Source organism: Arthrobacter sp. RCC_34, assembly GCF_041360795.1.
Lineage (GTDB): Bacteria > Actinomycetota > Actinomycetes > Actinomycetales > Micrococcaceae > Arthrobacter_E.
This window is the reverse complement of record NZ_JBFUPW010000003.1, coordinates 19,461-37,939: the sequence shown is the minus strand read 5'-3', so window position 1 is coordinate 37,939 and position 18,479 is coordinate 19,461. Positions and strand designations below refer to the sequence as shown.

Sequence of the window (18,479 nt, the reverse complement as noted above, 5' to 3'; positions counted from 1 at the left end):
ACCTCCTCGTGCCGGGCCGTGCCGCTCAGGCGGACGGCCGATCCTGACGGGCGTCGTACTGGACGGCGTGGCGGACCGGGGCGTTCGCGGCGCCGTAACCGTCGTAGCCGCCGCGTCGCTCCACCATCTCGAAGAAGACGCTGCCCACCGTGGCGGTGTAGAAGTGCAGGAACTCGCCGTCGCCGTCGCGGTCGTAGAGGAGATCGAGGTCCCGGAGGGTGGCCAGGAACTCCGGATCGAGCTGGAACCGGGCGTCCAGGTCCTCGTAGTAATTGGCCGGGATGGGCAGGAATTCCAGCCCCCGGTCCTTCGCCGCGCGGGCTGTGGCCACCAGGTCGTCCACGGCGAAGGCGATGTGCTCCTGGTAGGTCTTGCGGCCCGGATTCCCACCCGGGCCGAGGCCCTGCTGGATCACGGGGGCGAGGTTGAGCACCAGGCGCACGGCACGGTCGGAGGTCTGCATGACCTGCGAACGGACCAGGCCGGTGGGGCTCGGCACCTCCGCGAACGGCGCGGGTTCCAGCGCCAGGGCGCTCGTGTAGAAGAGGACGGCCTCGTCGAAGTGCTGCCACGGCTGCGCCAGGTTCACGTGGTCGATCCTCGCGGCGCCGCTCGCTTCTCCGGGGCGTTCCCCGTCACCGAACTCGTGCGTCCACACGGCGACTCCGCCGGGCCGGCTCTGGCACAGGAAGATCTCCGTGGAATCCGGGGCGGAGACCCCCTGGAAGACCTCCTCGTCGGCCTGCACCGTGCGGGCGACCGAGGGCGCCTTCAGCTGCTGGGCGCGGGCGGAGGCGAGCAGCGGTGACTCGACGTCGAAGCCGAGCGCGGCAATCGCGGGCTCGGCCTGGGAGGGCGCCTGCTCGTTGATGATGACGCGCGCCTGGCCCAGCGTCCAGAGCTGGACGTCCTTGGTGCGGTGCCGTCCCGCGAAACTGAAGCCCAGCTGCCCGAGCAGCGTCTCCAGACCGGCGGTGTCCTCGGCCTTCACCTCGGCGAAGTCGAAGCCGGCGGGCTCCGGAACCCTGGGCAGGGTGGCCAGCTCCATCGGATGACGACGACGGCGCGCCCCTTCCGAGTCCCCGTCCTGCTCGGTGAGCCAGCGCGCGCTCTGCTCCTCCAGCCAGATGAGCGACCGCATGGCGTCCACTGCGGTGCGGTCCACATCGGCCTGCCGGAAGACGTCGTTGAAGACCTCGAGGGAGACCGGACCGGAGTAGCCCGCCCGGATCACGTGGCCCATGAACTTCGCCAGATCGAACTGCCCCTCGCCCGGGAACACCCGGTGGTGGCGGCTCCAGGACAGGACGTCCATGGAGAGGCGCGGGGCGTCCGCCACCTGGACGAAGAAGATCTTCTCCGGGTCGAAGGCCTCGATCGGCGCGGTGTCCCAGTCCCGGGAGAGGATATGGAACGAGTCCAGGCAGGTGCCGAGGTTCGGGTGGTCCACCATCTCGACGAGCCGGTGCGCGTGTTCGTAGTCGTTGACGTACTTGCCCCAGGCCAGCGCCTCGTAGGCCACCTTCACCCCGTGCTCACCGGCCAGCTCCGCGAGGCGGGCGAGCTGCTCGGCGCGCAGGCCGTCGTCGTCGATCTGCGCGGTGGCGACGTTGCTGCACACGAGGATCGTGTCCATGCCGAGCCGGGACATGAGGCGGAATTTCGCGTCGGCGCGGCGGAGGTTCTCCCGCAGGAGGTCCTCGGGGACGCTGTCGAAGTCGCGGAACGGCTGGTACAGGTCCAGGCCGAGGCCGAGGTCGGCGGCCAGGGAGCGGACGTCCTCGGGGCTGAGCGGGGAGGTGATCAGATCGGGTTCGAAGATCTCGATCCCGTCGAAGCCGGCGATGGCGCAGGCCTGCATCTTCTCGCGGAGTGTGCCGGACAGGCAGACGGTGGCGACTCCCGTGCGCATCAGCGGCCTCCTTCCGCGGCGGTGGTGCTGTCCGGGGCAGCGCCGGCTGAGGCGTCCTCCGCCGCGATCAGCTCCAGGAAGTGCTCGCGCATGCGGACGGCGTCGGCGTCGAGGCCGGTGAACAGCCGGAAGGCGTCGGCGGCCTGTCCCACCGCCATGCGGCCCCCGTCCAGGACGCGGCAGCCGATGGCCCGGGCCCGGCGCACCAGTTCGGTCTCGAGCGGCCGGTAGACGATGTCCGCCACCCAGTGCCGGGGCTCCAGCAGCGCCGGATCCAGCGGGACGCCGGGGTGCGCCGCCATCCCGACGGGCGTGCAGTGCACCAGGCCCGCGGCGAGCGGCAGGAGCGCCGGCAGCTCTTCCGGGGAGTGCGCGGTGACGACCGCGCCGGGGAACAGCGCCCGCAGGCTCTCGGCCCGCTCGGCGCACCGGGCAGGGTCAGTGTCCACCAGATCCAGCACCCCGACGCCGGCGGTCAGGAGCGCATAGGCGACGGCGGATCCGGCGCCTCCCGCACCCAGCTGCACCACCCGCTCCAGTGAGGCTCCCGGCAGACCGTCGGCGAGGGCTCGGGCGAAGCCGGAGAAATCGGTGTTGTGGCCGATGAAGCGTCCGTCCTCGATCACGACGGTGTTCACCGCGGCGAGGCGGCGGGCATCCTCGGACACCTCGTCGAGGTGCGCCATCACGAGCTGCTTGCAGGGGTGCGTGATGTTCAGGCCGTTGAAGCCGAGGTCGGAGGCCCAGCGGAGCAGCTCACCGATCGAGGCGGCGGGTAGGCCGGTCTCGAGCAGGTCGAGGGGACGGTACAGGTACCGGAGACCTTGCCGGTCGCCCTCCCGCTCGTGCATCGGCGGGGTGAGGGACGGCAGGACGCCCTCGCCCACCAGGCCCACCAGGAATGATCCTGCTCGAGTGCTCATGCTCTTCGCTCCTTTGTCGGCCTGAGGGTTCAGTGCCGGACGGTATGACCCAGGGTACACACGATGTTCACATCAGGTACAAGTGTTCGTATGACGAACGAATGTCGCGAGCGGGCGCTGTGATCGAGTGCCCACCTCGTCGCGAGGTTCGCCACTGCGCTCATCGCGACGGCAGGCGCGCGGCCAGCTCGCCGGCCGCGTCCCGCAGGAGGGGGACGGCGCCCTGCAGTTGCTCCACGCTCATCCGGAATACCGGCGCCGCGGTGGCGAGGGCCGCGAGAACACCGCCGTGGCCCGCGAGCACCGGCACTGCGATGGCCCGCATGCCGATCTCGTTCTCCTCGTCCATGAGGGCGAAGCCCTGGTGCCGGACGCGGGCGATCTCGGCGCGGAACGCCTCGCGGTCCGTGATCGAGTGCTCGGTGAGGGGCGTCAGCTCCAGCTCGGCCAGGAGCGCCTCCCGCTCCTCCTCCGGCGCGAACGCCACGAGGACCTTGCCCACCGCCGTCGTGTGCAGCTGGCCGAGGTGTCCGGGGTCGCTCGTGACGCGGAACATCTGGGGGCCGTCCACCTTGTTCACGGTCAGGTAGCGGTGCTGATCGCGGACGGAGAGGATCGTCGCCTCGCCCGTGCCTTCGGTGACCCGCTGCAGGACCGGCCGCGCTGTCCCGGCGAAGCCGTGGTGGTTGGAGACGCGCTGCCCCAACTGGAAGACCCGGAGCCCTAGGTGGTACCGCCGCCCCTCGGGTTCGTAATCCACGAAACCGTCCCGCGTCAGGGATCCGAGCAGCCGGTAGGCGGTGCTGAACGGCAGATCGGATCGGCGTGCCAGCTCCGCGGCGCTCGCGCCACGGGGCTCGTCGCCCAGCAGCACCAGCAGGCTCAGCGCCTTGCCGATCATGTCCGTCTTGCCGGTTTCCTTCTCGCTCATGAAGAGAAGATTGCCACATTGTGAGAGCTATATCTAGATCGTGAGAAAAATTCTTGACAGTGACGGCGCTCACAGCCAGAATCTTCTATATCGCACCAACAGCTCTCATGATCCGGAAGCTGTTGCCGAGCGGGAATTCTCTCGCCAGCCGAAACCGTGATCCGGGCCGGCCGCCCGCATTCACCCCAGCGACTCCACCCTGATGCGACATCGCCGTCACACCGAAGGAATCCCATGAATCAGACCCTTCCGCCCGCAGCGCCGGGCGCCGTCCCCTCCGGAGCGGCCGCGGGCCACTCCGGCACTCCCCGGAAGGCCGCACTGGCCAGCTTCCTCGGCAGCGCGGTGGAGTACTACGACTTCTTCATCTTCGGCTCCGCCGCGGCGCTGATCTTCCCCAAGGTGTTCTTCCCGAGCGCCGACGCGAACGCCACCATCATGTCCTTCGCGACCTTCGGCTTCGCCTACATCGCCCGGCCCGTGGGCGCGGTCTTCCTCGGTCACTTCGGCGACCGTCTCGGACGACAGAGGGTGCTCATGTTCACCCTGGTCCTGATGGGCGCCTCGACCTTCGTCATCGGCTGCCTCCCGGACTTCAAGACGGTGGGCTGGTGGGCGCCTGCTCTCCTGGTCCTCGCGCGCCTCTGCCAGGGGCTCTCCGCGGCCGGTGAACAGGCCGGCGCCTCCTCGATGACGCTGGAACATGCCCCCGACGACCGTCGCGCGTTCTTCACCTCGTGGACCCTCACCGGGACGCAGGGCGGGCAGATCCTCGCCGCCCTGGCCTTCATCCCCATCGTCGCCCTGCCGGACGACCTCAAGTACGGCATCGGCTGGCGCATCCCGTTCTGGCTGAGCGCCGCCGTCGTCGTGGTCGCGTTCTTCATCCGCCGCAGCCTGCACGAGCCCACCACCTTCGCCGAGGCCAAGAAGGCGCGGCTGCCCTTCGTCGAGCTGATGAAGTATCACTGGCGTGACGTGGTCCGCGTCGTCTGCTGCGCCTTCATCGCCGCGATCAGCACCGTCTTCGGAACGCTCGCCATCAGCTACGGCAAGCAGGTCGCCCATGTGGACAGCACCGTGACGCTGTGGCTCGTGGTCGTGGCGAACGTGGTGGCGCTCGGCACCCAGCCGTTCTTCGGCACGCTGGCTGACCGCTTCGGCCGCAAGCCGCTGTTCGTCTACGGCGCCCTGTCCAGCGCGGTCATGACGCCGCTGTTCTTCCTGAGTCTGCAGTCCGGCTCCGTCCCGCTGATGTTCGCGGCGGCCATCGTGTACTTCTCGTGCGGCTATGCGGCGGCGAACGCGGTCTGGCCGTCCTTCTACGGCGAGATGTTCAGCACCCAGGTCCGTTTCTCCGGCCTGGCCGTGGGAACCCAGCTCGGCTTCCTCATGGCCGGCTTCGCCCCCACGATCGTCTCGGCGATCGGCGGCACCGGCCCCGGCGGCTGGGTCCAGACGTCGATCTTCGCCGCGGTCATCTGCGTGATCGCCGCGGTGTCCGCACTGACCGCCCGCGAGACGGCCAAGGTCCCCACCGCACAGCTCGGCCTGAAGTAACACCCCCCTCCTTAACGATCGACTGCTCCATAGGATGCCGTTTTTCCCCGGAAATGGGGGATTTTGACATCCAATGGAGCAGTCGATCGTTGGTAGGAGGGCTCAGTGATTCCTGGTGGCCGCGAAGAGACGACGGAGGGTGAAGAAGCAGCCCAGCGCGCCGAACGCCAGGGACATGAGCAGATCGCCCGAATAGCCCTTGACGAAGTCGGGGTTCGACGCGAGGTTGTCCGCCATGAGGCGCCACGGCTCCGGGTCGAAGATCCTGGCGAGAGGGGAACCGCCCAGGAAGTCGACGGCGTCGAGCCAGACTCCGCCGACGAACGCGAGGATCGCGGTGGCGACGGTGATGCCCACGATCACCCAGACCCCGGTGCGGCTCAGGCGGCCCCTGGTGCCGACGACATAGAGGCGCGCGGCACCGGCGGCCACGCCGAAGGTGACGATCGACGCGATCACATGCACCTCCCACAGCAGCATCCAGACGATGATTCCGAGCGGAAGAACCACCAGTGCGAACAGGGTTCCCCGCACGACGTCCTCGCCGGGCGCCGGCTGCGGCGGGACGGCGGCCGCACGCTGCTGCGCATTGGCCTCCGGGTGCCAGGGCGGAACGTCCGCGGACGAGCGGACGCCGTACTGGGGCTGCTCCCAGGGGTCGTTCTGCCGGGGATCACCCTCGGGCTGCGGCTGGCCGGAGGCGGCGGTGTTCTCGGTCAAGGATTCCCCCAGAGGTCGATGTGATGCGTGGCGCGGACACATTCTGGCACGGCCCGTGTCACACCGTGCGACACCGAACGGGGAGCGGACCTCACCCCTCAAAGATCGACTGCTCCACACGATGTCGAAATCCCCGATTTCCGGGGGAAAACGACATCCTATGGAGCAGTCGATGAGGGGGAGGGAGGGGGGAGGGTCAGGCGTACTGGCCCACCAGGCGGACCGCGCCGCCGTCGACGCCCTTGGCGCCCTGGACGTAGTCGACCGTGCCGGTGAAGGCGCCGGTGTCCTCGGCGACCGTGCCCATGACCCAGGACGGCAGGCCACGCTCGTTCAGACGCGCGACGGCGGCATCCGCGGCTTCCGGGGAAGCGATCGCCACCATGCCCACACCCAGGTTCAGGGTGCGCTCCAGATCGGCGAGCGGCACGTTGCCCAGCTCGGAGACCAGCTTGAAGATCGCGGGCAGTTCCCAGGTGTTGCGGTCGACCGTGGCCAGCAGGCCCTGCGGCAGCACGCGGGCCAGGTTGGCGGCCAGGCCACCACCCGTGACGTGGCTGAATCCGTTGATGCCCTTGCCGGAGTTCACCGGGAAGGCACGGGTCAGGTCGAGGCAGTCGGCGGCGTACACGCGGGTGGGCTCCAGGAGCTCCTCGCCGAGGGTGCGGCCGAGCTCGGACACCTGACGGTCCAGTTCCCAGCCGGCGTGGTTGATGACGCGGCGGACCAGGGAGTAGCCGTTGGAGTGCAGGCCGGAGGAGGCCATGCCGATCACGACGTCGCCCGCCTTGACCCGCTCCGGGCCGAGCAGCGCGTCGGCTTCGACCACGCCGGTGGCCGCGCCCGCGACGTCGTACTCGTGCTCACCCAGCAGACCGGGGTGCTCAGCCGTCTCGCCGCCCACCAGCGCGGTGCCCGCCACGGAGCAGGCCGCGGCGATGCCGCGGACGATGTCCGCGATGCGCTCCGGGACCACCTTGCCGCAGGCGATGTAGTCGGTCATGTAGAGCGGCTCGGCGCCCACCACGACGATGTCGTCCACCACCATGCCCACCAGGTCGAAGCCGATGGTGTCGTGGATGTCCATGGCCTGGGCGATCGCGACTTTGGTGCCGACGCCGTCCGTGGACGTCGCGAGCAGCGGCTTGCGGTACGTCAGGAGGCGGGAGACGTCGAAGAGGCCGGCGAAGCCGCCCACGCCGCCCAGCACGGAGGAGTTGTGGGTCGCCTTGACGGCGTCCTTCATCAGTTCGACGGCGCGGTCGCCGGCTTCCACATCGACGCCGGCGGAGGCGTAGGTGATGCCGTTCTCGGCGGGGGAGGAGCTCATGGCTGCCTTTCTGGTGGGCGCGGCTTAGGAAGCGGGGCGCTTGTCTGCGTCGGTCAGGAAGTTCTCGAACTCGGAGTCGGGGCCCGGATCGCATCCGGTGGCGCCCGCGACGACCTCACCCGTGGGAGCGACCTGCGGCTCCTCGGACGGCCCGGCCGTGGGGGCGGGGACCGCCTGGGTGTCGGCCGGGGCCTCGTCCTCGCGCTCCAGCAGGTTCTTGCCGAGCAGCTCCGGATCCGGAAGGGCGATCGGGTACTTGCCCGTGAAGCACGCGGTGCAGAGGCGTTCGCGCGGCTGGTGGGTCGCGGCGATCATGCCGTCCTCGGAGATGTACGCGAGGGAGTCCGCGCCGATCGCCTTGGAGATCTCCTCGATGGAGGCGCCGGAGGCGATCAGTTCCGCGCGGGACGCGAAGTCGATGCCGTAGAAGCACGGCCACTGCACGGGCGGCGAGGAGATCTTGACGTGGACCTCCTTGGCCCCGGCCTCCCGCAGCATGCGCACGATGGCGCGCTGGGTGTTGCCGCGCACGATCGAGTCGTCCACCACCACCACGCGCTTGCCGCGGATCACTGACTCGAGGGCGTTGAGCTTGAGGCGGATGCCCAGCTGGCGCAGCGTCTGCGAGGGCTGGATGAAGGTGCGTCCCACGTAGGAGTTCTTCACGAAGCCGTGCGCGAACGGGATGCCGGACTCTTCGGCGTAGCCGACGGCGGCGGGGGTGCCGGATTCCGGCACGGGAATGACGATGTCCGCCTCGTGGGTGTTCTCGCGGGCCAGCTGACGGCCCATCTCCACGCGGGATTCGTAGACGGAGCGGCCGGCGATCGAGGCGTCCGGACGGGCCAGGTAGACGTATTCGAAGACGCAACCGGCCGGGGTCGCCTCGGCGAAGCGCTGGGTGCGGACGCCGTTCTCGTCGATGGCCAGGAACTCGCCCGGCTCGATCTCGCGGATGAAGCTCGCGCCGACGGTGGCGAGAGCGGACTGCTCGGAGGCCACCACCCAGCCGCGCTCCAGGCGGCCGAGCACCAGCGGGCGGATGCCGTAGGTGTCGCGGGCGGCGTAAAGGGTGCCTTCATCCATGAAGACGAAACAGAAGCCGCCCTTGATCTTGGGCAGCAGCTCGAGCGCCGTCTGCTCCAGGGTCTTGCCGTTGTCGCCCTCCAGCAGGGCCGTGACCAGGGCGGTGTCCGAGGTGTTGCCCTGCTTCATCTCGCCGCTGAGCTGGCCGCCGGTGCGGTCCATGATCATCTGGCGGAGTTCGGCGGTGTTGGTCAGGTTGCCGTTGTGCGCCAGGGCCACGGTGCCGTTGGCGGTGGCTCCCAGGGTCGGCTGGGCGTTGGCCCAGTGACTCGCACCCGTGGTGGAGTACCGGCAGTGCCCCACCGCGAGGTGACCCGTGAGGGTGTTCAGGGTGGTCTCGTCGAACACCTGGGACACGAGTCCCATGTCCTTGTAGACGTTGATGCGTTGCCCATCGCTCGTCGCAATGCCGGCGGATTCCTGTCCGCGGTGTTGCAGAGCGTAAAGGCCGTAGTAGGTCAGTTTTGCCACTTCTTCGCCCGGTGCCCAGACGCCGAAGACGCCACAGGCGTCCTGGGGGCCTTTTTCGCCGGGAAGAAGATCGTGTGTGAGTTTTCCGTCGCCGCGTGCCACTGCTCAATTATCGCATGTCCGGAGGGACGCGCCGCCCTGTGACGGGAACCGCGACGGCGGCCCTCCGCCGTCGCGCGCCGGGCGCCGGCGCGAGGGTCGCGGAAAGCGGTGAAGAGCCTGTTCAGCAGCGGTGCGGAGGCCGCGGGGGAGGTGGGTGGACGCCGTCAGGCGTCGGCGTCCCGTTCGGCCTGCTCGGCCGCGCGGTCCTCTTCCGGGGTGAGGGCCTGAACGGTGGCGATGCGGCTGCGCTTGCGGCCCACGCGGTCCAGGATCAGCGCCACGATGGCCCCGAGGACGACGCCGAGGCCGGCGAACAGGACGGCAAGGAACCCGAAGACCGTGCTGGGGTCATAGGACCGGGCCGGGTTGGAAGCCGACTGGGGGTTGGGGAACCCGAAAGCGGAGATCGCGGCGACGGCCAGGCCGATCAGACCGCCGAGCACCAGGAACGGCACGTACTTCGGGGCGGTACGCACGGTGATCTGGCGCTGTTCGAACGTCGTGTCGCCTGAGGAGGCGGGGTCCTGCTGCATGCCTTCAAGGGTATCCCGGATCACTGGATGTTCCCTGCGAGCTTCCCGTGCAGGCCCGCAGGATCCTTCGCAGTCCTCCCCACTCATGCGCGAACCGCCAGTAGGCGCCCGTATGCGGTGGCGATACGGGCGCCTACTGGCGGTTCGGGGGAAGGGAAGTGAGAGAGTCAGGAGCCCCGGTACGTGGAGAACGCGAAGGGGCTCAGGAGGAGCGGAACGTGGTAGTGCTCGCCCGTGTCCGCCACGGCGAACGTCAGTTCGACCTCCGGGAAGAACGTGGACTGGCCCTGGCCCTCGTAGTAGGCGCCGGTGGCGAAGTTGAGCTTGTAGGTGCCGCCGGGGACGGACTCGGGGCCGAGGTTCTTGATCCGGCCGTCGGCGTCGGTGGCGCCACGGGCGACCTCGGTCCAGGCGCCGTCGGCGCCCGCGAAGAGGATCACGGGGACGTCGGCCGCGGGCCGGCCTGAACCGGTGTCCAGGATGTGGGTGGTGATCTGGGAAACGCTCATGCCTGCACGGCTCCTTCCAGGCGGAGCACGGCGATCTGGCGCAGTTGCTCGGCCACGATGATGTCTTCTACTTCCGGGGTGTTGCCCAGGCGTTCGTTCAGCGCAGCCAGGATCTCCTGAGCGCTGCGGCCTGCGGCGCGGATCAGGAAGACCCGGCCGAACTTCTGGTCGTAAGCGGCGTTGCCGGTGGCCAGGGCCTCCTGGACCTCGCGGTCGCTGGGGTCGACGGCGGACTGTTCATTGCGGGACAGCGAGGCCTCCTTGCTGTCCCCCTTGGCCCGCTCCCCGATCCGCGGGTGGTGCGCGAGCGCGGCTTCGAGTTCCTCCGCCGTGAACGGGTCCGCGACGGACCCGGCCGTCTCACTCAGCTCCCCGGCCGAGGCGTAGGGGCGCGCGTCCACCACGGCCTCGATCCAGCGCTGGATGTCCAGGCACGGGCGGACGACGGCGATGGCGTCCTCCCGCGACAGGGCGTTGAATTCGTCGAGCGTCATGTGTCCTCTGTCCTCTGCGTGGAGGCGTCCCGGTCGGGGATGGGCGCGGTTGTGACGCCGCGTGAGACCGTCCCGACGGAAGCTCCTCACAATTTCGCATTGCGAAAGTTGATTTTCAATATGCGTAATTATTGAACGGCGCGAGAGGGGTGGGTGTCAAGCGTCACAGGCGTGCGGACGTGTCACGAAGGCGATGGACGGCGGGCGCCGGACGCCGGGCTCCCGGGCCCGGCGTTGTCCGCCCGTACCGTCCGCCCGTACTGCCCGCCGGCGGCGCCTCGCCCGCGACGCTCAGCCGACGGGCGTGACCGCGGTGTGGGCCGTGAAGTGGCGACCCAGGCGGTAGGAGGCCGCGCCCGGAGCCACGTGCACGGCGTCGCCCGGGTCCACCGAGGGGCTCACGGCCACGATTGCGCGGCCGGCGTCGCTCACCAGGGCGGCCTCCGGACCCAGCGTTCGGAGGGACGCGAGGGCCATCACCTCGAGGTTCTGCGCCGTCACGTCCATCCCGACGATGCCCGCCACGAGACCGTCACGGAACACCGGGTGGGTGAAGGTGCAGACGTATTCGTCCGTGCAGAGGAGGTCGATGTACGGGCCGGTGACGTGCGGCAGGCCGGTCGAGACGGGGACGCGGAACCACTCGGCCCGCATGTACCGGCTGACGGGCTGGGGACTGAAGTTCGCCAGGGCGTCGACGCGCTCCATGTCGTCGCCCTGCCACCAGGCGATATAGCTGCGGTCGGGCGCCAGGAGGCCGAGGTTGGCGACGAAACCGGCCCCCGCGAACGGGGAGCCCGGCTGGTGGAGCAGTGCTTCGACAGCGGGGCGGATGACCTTGTCCACGGCGGTGCTCGTGATCCGGGGCGTCGCCGCGAGCCAGGCGGTGGTCTGCTCCGCCCAGGTCACCAGGTGACTGTCGAGGGTGTCGAGCAGGGTGTTCAGGTGCCGGATGGACTCGGGGGCGTCTTCGGCGGGCTGGGGAAGGGTGATGGGGTCAGTGTGTGTCATGAGCCGCCTCCTTGCGGCTGAGCTGCTCCGTGGCGAGTTCGCTGAGCAGCCATGAACTGATGTTCTGGATGAGTTCGCGCACCAGGGACTCTGCGGTGGGGGGATCGTGCTGTCCGATGGCGGTGGCGAGGGCTTGATGGAGCCGGGTGGCCTCCACGCGAAAAGCTTGTTCCCCGAAGGGCAGCAGCGTCAAGGTGCCGAGCTCCGCCTGGATGCGGAGCAGTTCGCGGGCCAGGCGTGCGGATCGCGCGGCGGCGGCGATCTCCAGGACGAATTCGGAGTGCGCCATGCGCCAGGCCAGGGGATCCTCGGTGTCCTTGCCGGGCAGGAAGGCGAGTTCTTCGAGCGTGTCGACATCGTCCGCGGTGGCACGCCGGGCGGCCAGGCCGGCGCAGGCGGACGCGATCGCCTGGTAGTGCAGGCTGAGGTCGCTGATCTGGAGCCGGGTGAGGGAAGCGAGGCGCTGGCGGGCCTTCTGCGGGGACGGCAGGGCGTCGTCGGCGATGAAGCTGCCGCCGCTGCGCCCGCGCACCGTGCGGATGAGCCCCTGGCCGCGGAGCTGAGAGAGGGCCTCGCGAGTGGTGACGGCTGAAACGCCCAGGGCGGAGGCGAGTTCCACCTCATTGGGCAGGCGCTGCCCGGCCGTGAGCAGGCCGGTCTCGATGGCCAGTTCGATCCGGGAGCAGACCTCGTCCACCAGGCCCCCGGACTTGATGGGGGTGAACAGCGCGGCGAGGCTGCGGGACGCGCCGAGGGGTGAGAGCGACATGCGTGAACCCCCTCCTGGCGTGGCTCCCCGCGGCGTCGGTGCGGCTGGAGCGGGCCGGGATCCCGGCTTACACGCCATGCTAGCCGGGCTCGGAATCAGGGTCTATACATAAATCCTCTTAAGTAATAGTCTTTAGCCCAGAAGTTGCATGTGAGCCACATCACGGTGGCCGCGCACTCCGGATTCCGGGCCGTGAAAGGGCCCCTGACCACAGAAAAGGCACTGCGATGAGCGAACAGGCGATGCGCCACCCGGCGTCCTCCACAGCGGTGGACGCCCCCGAGGCCCGGGACGCGGTCCCGGCCATCCGGCTGAAGGACCTCGTCAAGACCTTCGGCGAGGTGAACGCCGTGGACGGGGTGGATCTCGACATCCGCCAGGGCGAGTTCTTCTCCATGCTGGGACCCTCCGGTTCCGGCAAGACCACCGTGCTGCGCATGATCGCGGGCTTCGAACTCCCCACCTCAGGGACCATCGAGCTCGACGGAGTGGACGTCAGCACCAAGGCGCCCTTCGAACGGGACGTCAGCACCGTCTTCCAGGACTACGCGCTCTTCCCCCACATGTCCCTCATCGACAACGTCGCCTACGGGCTCCGGGTCCGGGGGATGGCGAAGGCCGAGCGACGGGAACGCGCCGCGGAAGCCCTGGACCGGGTCCAGCTCGGCAAATTCCTGGACCGGCGCCCCGCGCAGCTCTCGGGCGGCCAGCGGCAGCGCGTCGCCCTCGCCCGGGCCCTCGTGGTGGAGCCCAAGGTCCTCCTCCTCGACGAACCGCTCGGCGCCCTGGACCTCAAGCTGCGCCAGCAGATGCAGATCGAACTCAAGGAACTCCAGCGGTCGCTCGGCATCACCTTCATCTTCGTCACCCACGACCAGGAGGAGGCCCTGACCATGAGCGACCGGATCGGGGTGTTCAGCAACGGCAGGATCGCCCAGATCGGCTCCGCCCACGAGATTTACCAGCGTCCGCTCAGCGGCTTCGTGGCCAACTTCGTCGGCACCTCGAACATCCTCCCGTCCGGGATCGGCGGCACCGAAGCCCGCCCCGGCGCCAGTTTCGTGCTCCGCCCCGAACGCCTGCGCCTCGACTGGGAGGCCACGGCGCACGACGCCGGCCCCCGCGCCCTGAGCGGCCAGGTCACCTCGGCCGTCTACATCGGCCACGCCACCCAGGTCCACATCGCCCTGGACGCGGGTCCGACGGTCGTCGCGCTGATCCATGAGGACGTGCCGGACACGGACGCCCTCGAAGGCCGGCGGGTCACCGTCTCCTGGGCCGAGCGGGACGCCGTCTGGCTGCCCGAGGCGGCCTGACGCCCGGCCTGGCCCGGGCTTCCGGCACCCGGCGCGGCGCGAACGCCGGCACCCGGCCGGCCGTGCGCGGTCGTCGTTCATCAAGACCTCACGATTCACTCAGCAGTAAGCACCGAAAGGACAGAACAGTGGCTCAGAACAGCATGCGCCTCAAGGTGGCGGGCATCGCAGCCGTCGCCGCGCTCGCCCTCACCGCCTGTGGCACCTCCAGCGGAGGCGGCGGGAACGCCGCCCAGACCCCGGCCATGAAGGAGATCGGACAGGGCGAAGGGCAGGTGTCCATCCTCGGCTGGCCCGGCTACGTCGAAGACGGCTCCAACGATCCCAAGGTCGACTGGGTGACGCCGTTCGAGAAGGAGACCGGCTGCAAGGTCAGCTTCAAGCCGTTCGGCACCTCGGACGAGGCCGTCACCCTCATGCGGACCGGCCAGTACGACGTCATCTCCGCCTCCGGTGACGCCTCGCTGCGCCTGGTGGCCGGCGGCGACGTCCAGCAGGTCAACACCGGACTGCTGAAGAACTACGGCGACATCTCGCCGTTCCTCAAGGACAAGGCCTGGAACACCGTGGACGGCAAGAACTACGGCGTGCCGCACGGCTGGGGCGCCAACGTCCTGATGTACCGCACGGACAAGGTGAGCCCCGCGCCCACCTCCTGGAAATCGGTGTTCGAGGACGGCTCGCAGCATGCGGGCAAGGTCACCGCCTACGACTCACCCATCTACATCGCGGACGCCGCCATGTACCTCATGAAGCACCAGCCGGATCTGGGCATCAAGAACCCCTACGCGCTGGATGAGAAGCAGCTGGACGCCGCGAAGAACCTGCTCAAGGACCAGAAGAAGAACGTCGGCGAGTACTGGAACGACGTCACCAAGGAGGTCCAGTCCTTCGCCTCCGGCTCGACCGTCATCGGCACCACCTGGCAGGTGGGCGCGAACATCGCCACCGGCAACGGCACCAAGGTCGCCACCGTGCTGCCCGAGGAAGGGGCCACCGGCTGGTCCGACACCTGGATGATCGGGTCAAAGACCAAGAACCCGAACTGCTCCTACAAGTGGCTCGACTACATCGCGAGCCCCAAGGCCCAGGCCGCCGTGGCCGAGTACTTCGGCGAGGCTCCGGCGAACCCGAAGGCCTGTGAGCTCACCACGGACAAGAAGTTCTGCGACAGCTACCACGTGAAGGACGCCGACTACGCGTCCAAGATCTGGTACTGGACCACGCCCGTGGAGAAGTGCCTGGACGGCCGCACCGATGCCAAGTGCACGGATTACTCGGCCTGGACCAAGGCCTGGACGGAAATCAAGGGCTGATCATGTCACTCCAGCTCAGCCGGCCCGGCGTCGATCCGGGACGGGGAAGCGCCTCCGGCGGCGTCCCCCGGGCCAAAGTGAGCCCGCTCTCCGGGTTCCTGTACCGCTCACCCCGTGCCCGCCTGGCGGGTCTGCTCACGGCGCCGGCCGGCTGGCTGGTCCTCGTCTACATCGCGGCCCTCGCGACCCTGCTCATTACCGCGCTGTGGAGCGTGGACACGTTCACCGGCAAGGTGTCCCAGGTCTGGACCCTGGACAACATCAAGCAGGCTCTCTTCGACCCGGTGTACCAGGGCATCGCCCTGCGCACGCTGTGGATCGCCGTGCTCGTGACGGTGATCGACGCCGTCGTCGCCATCCCGCTGGCGTTCTTCATCGCGAAGGTGGCCTCCGCCCGCTGGCAGAAACTCCTGCTGGCCGCGGTCCTCATGCCGCTCTGGGCGAGCTACCTGGTCAAGGCGTACGCCTGGCGCAATGTGCTCGCCGAAGGCGGGCTGCTCGAATGGCTGGGCGCCCCGCTCGGGGTGAGCTCTCCCGGGTATTCGGAGACGGCCGTGATCCTCACGCTCTCCTACATCTGGCTGCCGTACATGATCCTGCCGATCCACGCCGGCTTCGAGAAGGTGCCCGGCAATCTGCTCGAGGCCTCCGGTGACCTGGGCGCCAAGCCCTGGACGACGGTGCGCCTGGTGGTCATGCCGCTGCTGGTGCCGTCGATCATCGCGGGGACCATCTTCACGTTCTCCCTGACCCTGGGCGACTACATCACGGCGCAGATCGTGGGCGGCAAGACCCAGATGCTCGGCACCGTGGTCTACAGCAATGTGGGCGCGGCGAACAATCTCCCCTTCGCGTCGGCGGTCTCCCTGATCCCGATCGCGATCATCATGATCTACCTGCTGGTGGTGCGCCGGACCGGCGCCCTGGACGAGCTGTAAGGAGGCGTCCCATGAGACTTTCACGGAGTGCCAAAGGGATCCTCGGCCTGATCACGGGGCTGGTCCTGCTGTTCATCTACGCGCCGCTGCTCCTGGTGGTGGTCAACTCGTTCAACGCCGACCGCACCTTCGGCTGGCCGCCCAAGGGCTTCACGCTGGAGTGGTGGACGCGGGCCTTTGAGAACGACGGCGTGCGCTCGGCTCTGGTCTCCTCCCTCTGGGTGGGCGCCGTGGCGACGCTGATCGCGCTCGTCCTGGGAACGCTGCTCGCCCTGGCGCTGCAGCGGTACCGCTTCTTCGGGCGTGACGTGGTGAACCTGCTGGTCATCCTGCCGATCGCACTGCCCGGTATCGTCACGGGCATCGCGCTGAACAACATGTTCACCACCATCCTGGGCGTGCCGCTGAGCATGTTCACCGTGGTGGTGGCCCATGCGACCTTCTGCATCGTGACCGTGTTCAACAACGTCATCGCCCGGCTGCGGCGGGTCAACCCCGGGCTCGAGGAGGCGTCCGCGGATCTGGGCGCCGGGGTGTTCACCACCTTCTGGCAGGTGACGTTCCCGCAGCTCCGCTCGGCTCTCCTGGCCGGTGGTCTGCTGGCCTTCGCGCTCAGCTTCGACGAGATCATCGTGACCACGTTCACGATCGGTGCGGGCGAGACCACGCTCCCCATCTGGATCCTGCAGAACCTGTTCCGCCCGAATCAGGCGCCCGTGGTCAATGTGGTGGCCGTGGTCCTGATCGTGGTGTCGATCGTCCCGATCTGGCTGGCGCAGAAGCTGTCCTCGGACACGGTGGCGGGGAAGTAGTCTCCCCTTCCCCTCTTGCTCGCGAGAAGCCAGTTGGGCACGGTATTCCGCCTCGGGACCGTGCCCAACTGGCTTCTCGCGTTGGCGGAGGGTACATAGCCTGTGGATAACGGCCCACGTCGGTCCGATCCGCGCAAGCATGGACCATGCAGCGTAAACCTCTGCCGCCGGAACTGGCGGGTGGATCCTTCACTGCGCTCCAAGCCCGCGACGCCGGATTGAGCCGCAGCAGGAGCCGCGCACGGGATGTGGCGGTCGTGTCGAGAGGCATCAGGGTGCCTCTCGAGGCCGGACTGAGGGGTCCCGCGGCGCTTCTGGCCTATACGGCGGACGATCCCGGCGCCGTCGTCATGGACCTCACGGCGGCTCAATTGACAGGGCTTCCGCTGCCGCGACGTCATCAAGGCGATTGGCGCGTTCACCTGGGCAGGCCCCGCGGCCGGAACCGTGCCCGGCGCCTCAATGTGGTGGGCCGGATGATGACGTTCCGTGTGGGCGAAGTGGTGATGCTCGACGGGCTGCGGATCACCAGCCCGTGGAGGACCTGGTTGGACCTGGCGCTTCGTCTGAGCGTGGATGAGCTCGTGGTCGTAGGGGACCATCTGGTGTGTGAACACGGACCGGAGGCGCCGGTTCCGCGCCGAGCGATCTGCACGGTGGCCGACCTGGAACGAACGGTCGTCGCGCATGCCGGAATGCGTGGCGTGAAGAAGGCCCGCGCGGCACTCGACCGCATCAGGGTCGGAGCTGATTCACCCCAGGAGACGACGCTGCGGCTGCTGCTCGTGGACCATGGATTCCCGGAGCCCCATCTCAACCACGTCCTCCGGAGGCGGGATGGGAAAGCGGTGGTGTGGCCGGACCTTGCGTACCCGGATTTCCGGGTGTCAATACAGTACGACGGCGGTCATCACGGCTCGCCCGGCCAGTACACGAGGGACATTCGACGGCAGGCTCTCACCGAGGAACTCGGCTGGCGGGAGGTCAGGGTCGGCAAGGAGGACCTTGACGGGTTCTTCCCACGTGTTCTGCAGAAGATCCGTCGAGCGCTGGTGCAGGCCGGTTGGTCTGACGGTGCGCGAGAAGCCAGTTGAGCACAATCCCGGGAGGGGAGACTGTGCTCAACTGGCTTCTCGCGGCCGAGCTGGTGCGAGAGGGCTCAGAGACCCAGTTCGGTCTTCAGCTCGGAGACGTGGCCCTCGGCGGCCACCTGGTACTTGGCCAGCTTGACCTTGCCCTCGGGGTCCACCACGACGGTGGAGCGGACGATGCCCTCGACGACCTCGCCGTCGAGCAGCTTCTCGCCCCACGCGCCGTAGGCCAGCGCGACCTTGTGGTCCTCGTCCGCGAGGAGCGGGAAGGTCAGGCTGAAGTCGTCGGCGAAGGTGGAGATGGCGTCCTGGCTGTCGGGGGAGACGCCCAGGACCTCGTAGCCGTGGCCCTTGAAGCTGGCCAGGGAGTCACGGAAGTCGCAGGCCTCGGTGGTGCAGCCGGGGGTCGCGGCCTTCGGGTAGAAGTACACCACCACGTTCTTGCCGCGGTAGTCCGAGAGGCTGTGGGTCTCGCCACGGGCGTCGGTCAAGGCGAAATCAGGGGCTTCGGCGCCCGGAAGAAGCTTGACGGTGCTCGGTGCAGTCATGGTGGATCCTCGTTCTCGTCAGTGGTCTCTGGTCAGTGGTCTCTGCCGCACAGGGGCCTGGCGGAGGTGGTCGGTCGCAATGGTCAATCGCAATGGTCAGGGGCAGG

Annotated in this window: 18 protein-coding genes; 6 read left to right on the top strand and 12 right to left on the bottom strand. The window is 68.6% G+C overall.

Annotated features, from left to right (window positions below; genetic code table 11):
- Positions 1 to 25: 25 nt before the first annotated feature.
- The 3 genes from AB6732_RS11825 to AB6732_RS11815 all read right to left on the bottom strand — a co-directional run bounded on the left by AB6732_RS11825 (position 26) and on the right by AB6732_RS11815 (position 3,766).
- Positions 26 to 1,912 carry a bifunctional sugar phosphate isomerase/epimerase/4-hydroxyphenylpyruvate dioxygenase family protein gene (locus tag AB6732_RS11825; protein WP_370960156.1) on the bottom strand — a complete coding sequence of 629 codons (1,887 nt, stop codon included), beginning with the start codon at positions 1,910 to 1,912 and terminating at the stop codon, positions 26 to 28.
- Positions 1,912 to 2,835, bottom strand: coding sequence for a shikimate dehydrogenase (locus tag AB6732_RS11820; protein WP_370960155.1), 924 nt, complete (start codon positions 2,833 to 2,835; stop codon positions 1,912 to 1,914). Before AB6732_RS11820 ends, AB6732_RS11825 begins: the two co-directional genes overlap by 1 nt.
- Before the next feature lie 160 nt (positions 2,836 to 2,995).
- Positions 2,996 to 3,766 carry an IclR family transcriptional regulator gene (locus AB6732_RS11815; RefSeq protein ID WP_208186956.1) on the bottom strand — a complete coding sequence of 257 codons (771 nt, stop codon included), beginning with the start codon at positions 3,764 to 3,766 and terminating at the stop codon, positions 2,996 to 2,998.
- 234 nt (positions 3,767 to 4,000) lie between these two features.
- Here AB6732_RS11815 and AB6732_RS11810 point away from each other — a divergent pair, with 234 nt between their 5' ends.
- Positions 4,001 to 5,326 (top strand): MFS transporter, encoded by a 1,326-nt coding sequence (locus AB6732_RS11810; protein ID WP_370960154.1) that lies wholly within the window; start codon positions 4,001 to 4,003, stop codon positions 5,324 to 5,326.
- A gap of 102 nt (positions 5,327 to 5,428) precedes the next feature.
- On the opposite strand, the gene AB6732_RS11805 is transcribed toward AB6732_RS11810, so the two are convergent.
- From AB6732_RS11805 to AB6732_RS11770, 8 genes are all read right to left on the bottom strand, one after another.
- Positions 5,429 to 6,046, bottom strand: a complete 618-nt coding sequence (locus AB6732_RS11805) for a hypothetical protein (protein WP_370960153.1) — start codon at positions 6,044 to 6,046, stop codon at positions 5,429 to 5,431.
- Between the two features lie 196 nt (positions 6,047 to 6,242).
- A complete protein-coding gene (purM, locus tag AB6732_RS11800) occupies positions 6,243 to 7,376 on the bottom strand; it encodes a phosphoribosylformylglycinamidine cyclo-ligase (protein WP_307498128.1) in 1,134 nt (377 codons plus the stop codon).
- Positions 7,377 to 7,400: 24 nt separating this feature from the next.
- On the bottom strand, positions 7,401 to 9,035 hold the full coding sequence (gene purF / locus AB6732_RS11795) for an amidophosphoribosyltransferase (RefSeq protein ID WP_370960152.1): 1,635 nt from the start codon (positions 9,033 to 9,035) through the stop codon (positions 7,401 to 7,403).
- A gap of 164 nt (positions 9,036 to 9,199) precedes the next feature.
- Positions 9,200 to 9,568 carry a hypothetical protein gene (locus AB6732_RS11790; RefSeq protein ID WP_370960151.1) on the bottom strand — a complete coding sequence of 123 codons (369 nt, stop codon included), beginning with the start codon at positions 9,566 to 9,568 and terminating at the stop codon, positions 9,200 to 9,202.
- A gap of 167 nt (positions 9,569 to 9,735) precedes the next feature.
- A complete protein-coding gene (gene uraH, locus AB6732_RS11785; protein ID WP_370960150.1) occupies positions 9,736 to 10,077 on the bottom strand; it encodes a hydroxyisourate hydrolase in 342 nt (113 codons plus the stop codon).
- On the bottom strand, positions 10,074 to 10,571 hold the full coding sequence (gene uraD, locus AB6732_RS11780) for a 2-oxo-4-hydroxy-4-carboxy-5-ureidoimidazoline decarboxylase (RefSeq protein ID WP_370960149.1): 498 nt from the start codon (positions 10,569 to 10,571) through the stop codon (positions 10,074 to 10,076). Before uraD ends, uraH begins: the two co-directional genes overlap by 4 nt.
- Before the next feature lie 291 nt (positions 10,572 to 10,862).
- Positions 10,863 to 11,582: a cache domain-containing protein gene (locus AB6732_RS11775; protein ID WP_370960148.1), complete on the bottom strand. Its 720-nt coding sequence runs from the start codon at positions 11,580 to 11,582 to the stop codon at positions 10,863 to 10,865.
- Positions 11,569 to 12,351: a FadR/GntR family transcriptional regulator gene (locus AB6732_RS11770; RefSeq protein WP_370960147.1), complete on the bottom strand. Its 783-nt coding sequence runs from the start codon at positions 12,349 to 12,351 to the stop codon at positions 11,569 to 11,571. Before AB6732_RS11770 ends, AB6732_RS11775 begins: the two co-directional genes overlap by 14 nt.
- 227 nt (positions 12,352 to 12,578) lie before the next feature.
- Here AB6732_RS11770 and AB6732_RS11765 point away from each other — a divergent pair, with 227 nt between their 5' ends.
- From AB6732_RS11765 to AB6732_RS11745, 5 genes are all read left to right on the top strand, one after another.
- Positions 12,579 to 13,667, top strand: coding sequence for an ABC transporter ATP-binding protein (locus AB6732_RS11765; RefSeq protein WP_370960146.1), 1,089 nt, complete (start codon positions 12,579 to 12,581; stop codon positions 13,665 to 13,667).
- A 128-nt stretch (positions 13,668 to 13,795) separates the two neighbouring features.
- A complete protein-coding gene (locus AB6732_RS11760; protein WP_307498121.1) occupies positions 13,796 to 14,983 on the top strand; it encodes an ABC transporter substrate-binding protein in 1,188 nt (395 codons plus the stop codon).
- 2 nt (positions 14,984 to 14,985) lie between these two features.
- Entirely contained in the window at positions 14,986 to 15,921 is a 936-nt protein-coding gene (locus AB6732_RS11755) for an ABC transporter permease (protein WP_370960145.1), read from the top strand.
- A gap of 11 nt (positions 15,922 to 15,932) precedes the next feature.
- The gene (locus AB6732_RS11750; protein ID WP_278267423.1) at positions 15,933 to 16,733 is read left to right on the top strand and encodes an ABC transporter permease; all 801 of its coding nucleotides are present in this window, start codon (positions 15,933 to 15,935) and stop codon (positions 16,731 to 16,733) included.
- A 146-nt stretch (positions 16,734 to 16,879) separates the two neighbouring features.
- On the top strand, positions 16,880 to 17,827 hold the full coding sequence (locus AB6732_RS11745; protein WP_370960144.1) for an endonuclease domain-containing protein: 948 nt from the start codon (positions 16,880 to 16,882) through the stop codon (positions 17,825 to 17,827).
- Between the two features lie 65 nt (positions 17,828 to 17,892).
- Here AB6732_RS11745 and bcp read toward each other — a convergent pair whose 3' ends face one another.
- Positions 17,893 to 18,372, bottom strand: coding sequence for a thioredoxin-dependent thiol peroxidase (gene bcp, locus AB6732_RS11740; protein ID WP_370960143.1), 480 nt, complete (start codon positions 18,370 to 18,372; stop codon positions 17,893 to 17,895).
- Positions 18,373 to 18,479 lie beyond the last annotated feature (107 nt).

Excerpts from the sequence above, each read along its gene's own strand:
- AB6732_RS11825 (WP_370960156.1), bottom strand. The coding sequence starts at position 1,912 with ATGCGCACGGGAGTCGCCACCGTCTGCCTGTCCGGCACACTCCGCGAG.
- AB6732_RS11820 (WP_370960155.1), bottom strand. The coding sequence starts at position 2,835 with ATGAGCACTCGAGCAGGATCATTCCTGGTGGGCCTGGTGGGCGAGGGC.
- AB6732_RS11815 (WP_208186956.1), bottom strand. The coding sequence starts at position 3,766 with ATGAGCGAGAAGGAAACCGGCAAGACGGACATGATCGGCAAGGCGCTG.
- AB6732_RS11810 (WP_370960154.1), top strand. The coding sequence starts at position 4,001 with ATGAATCAGACCCTTCCGCCCGCAGCGCCGGGCGCCGTCCCCTCCGGA.
- purM (WP_307498128.1), bottom strand. The coding sequence starts at position 7,376 with ATGAGCTCCTCCCCCGCCGAGAACGGCATCACCTACGCCTCCGCCGGC.
- AB6732_RS11790 (WP_370960151.1), bottom strand. The coding sequence starts at position 9,568 with ATGCAGCAGGACCCCGCCTCCTCAGGCGACACGACGTTCGAACAGCGC.
- uraH (WP_370960150.1), bottom strand. The coding sequence starts at position 10,077 with ATGAGCGTTTCCCAGATCACCACCCACATCCTGGACACCGGTTCAGGC.
- uraD (WP_370960149.1), bottom strand. The coding sequence starts at position 10,571 with ATGACGCTCGACGAATTCAACGCCCTGTCGCGGGAGGACGCCATCGCC.
- AB6732_RS11775 (WP_370960148.1), bottom strand. The coding sequence starts at position 11,582 with ATGACACACACTGACCCCATCACCCTTCCCCAGCCCGCCGAAGACGCC.
- AB6732_RS11770 (WP_370960147.1), bottom strand. The coding sequence starts at position 12,351 with ATGTCGCTCTCACCCCTCGGCGCGTCCCGCAGCCTCGCCGCGCTGTTC.
- AB6732_RS11765 (WP_370960146.1), top strand. The coding sequence starts at position 12,579 with ATGAGCGAACAGGCGATGCGCCACCCGGCGTCCTCCACAGCGGTGGAC.
- AB6732_RS11755 (WP_370960145.1), top strand. The coding sequence starts at position 14,986 with ATGTCACTCCAGCTCAGCCGGCCCGGCGTCGATCCGGGACGGGGAAGC.
- AB6732_RS11750 (WP_278267423.1), top strand. The coding sequence starts at position 15,933 with ATGAGACTTTCACGGAGTGCCAAAGGGATCCTCGGCCTGATCACGGGG.
- AB6732_RS11745 (WP_370960144.1), top strand. The coding sequence starts at position 16,880 with ATGCAGCGTAAACCTCTGCCGCCGGAACTGGCGGGTGGATCCTTCACT.
- bcp (WP_370960143.1), bottom strand. The coding sequence starts at position 18,372 with ATGACTGCACCGAGCACCGTCAAGCTTCTTCCGGGCGCCGAAGCCCCT.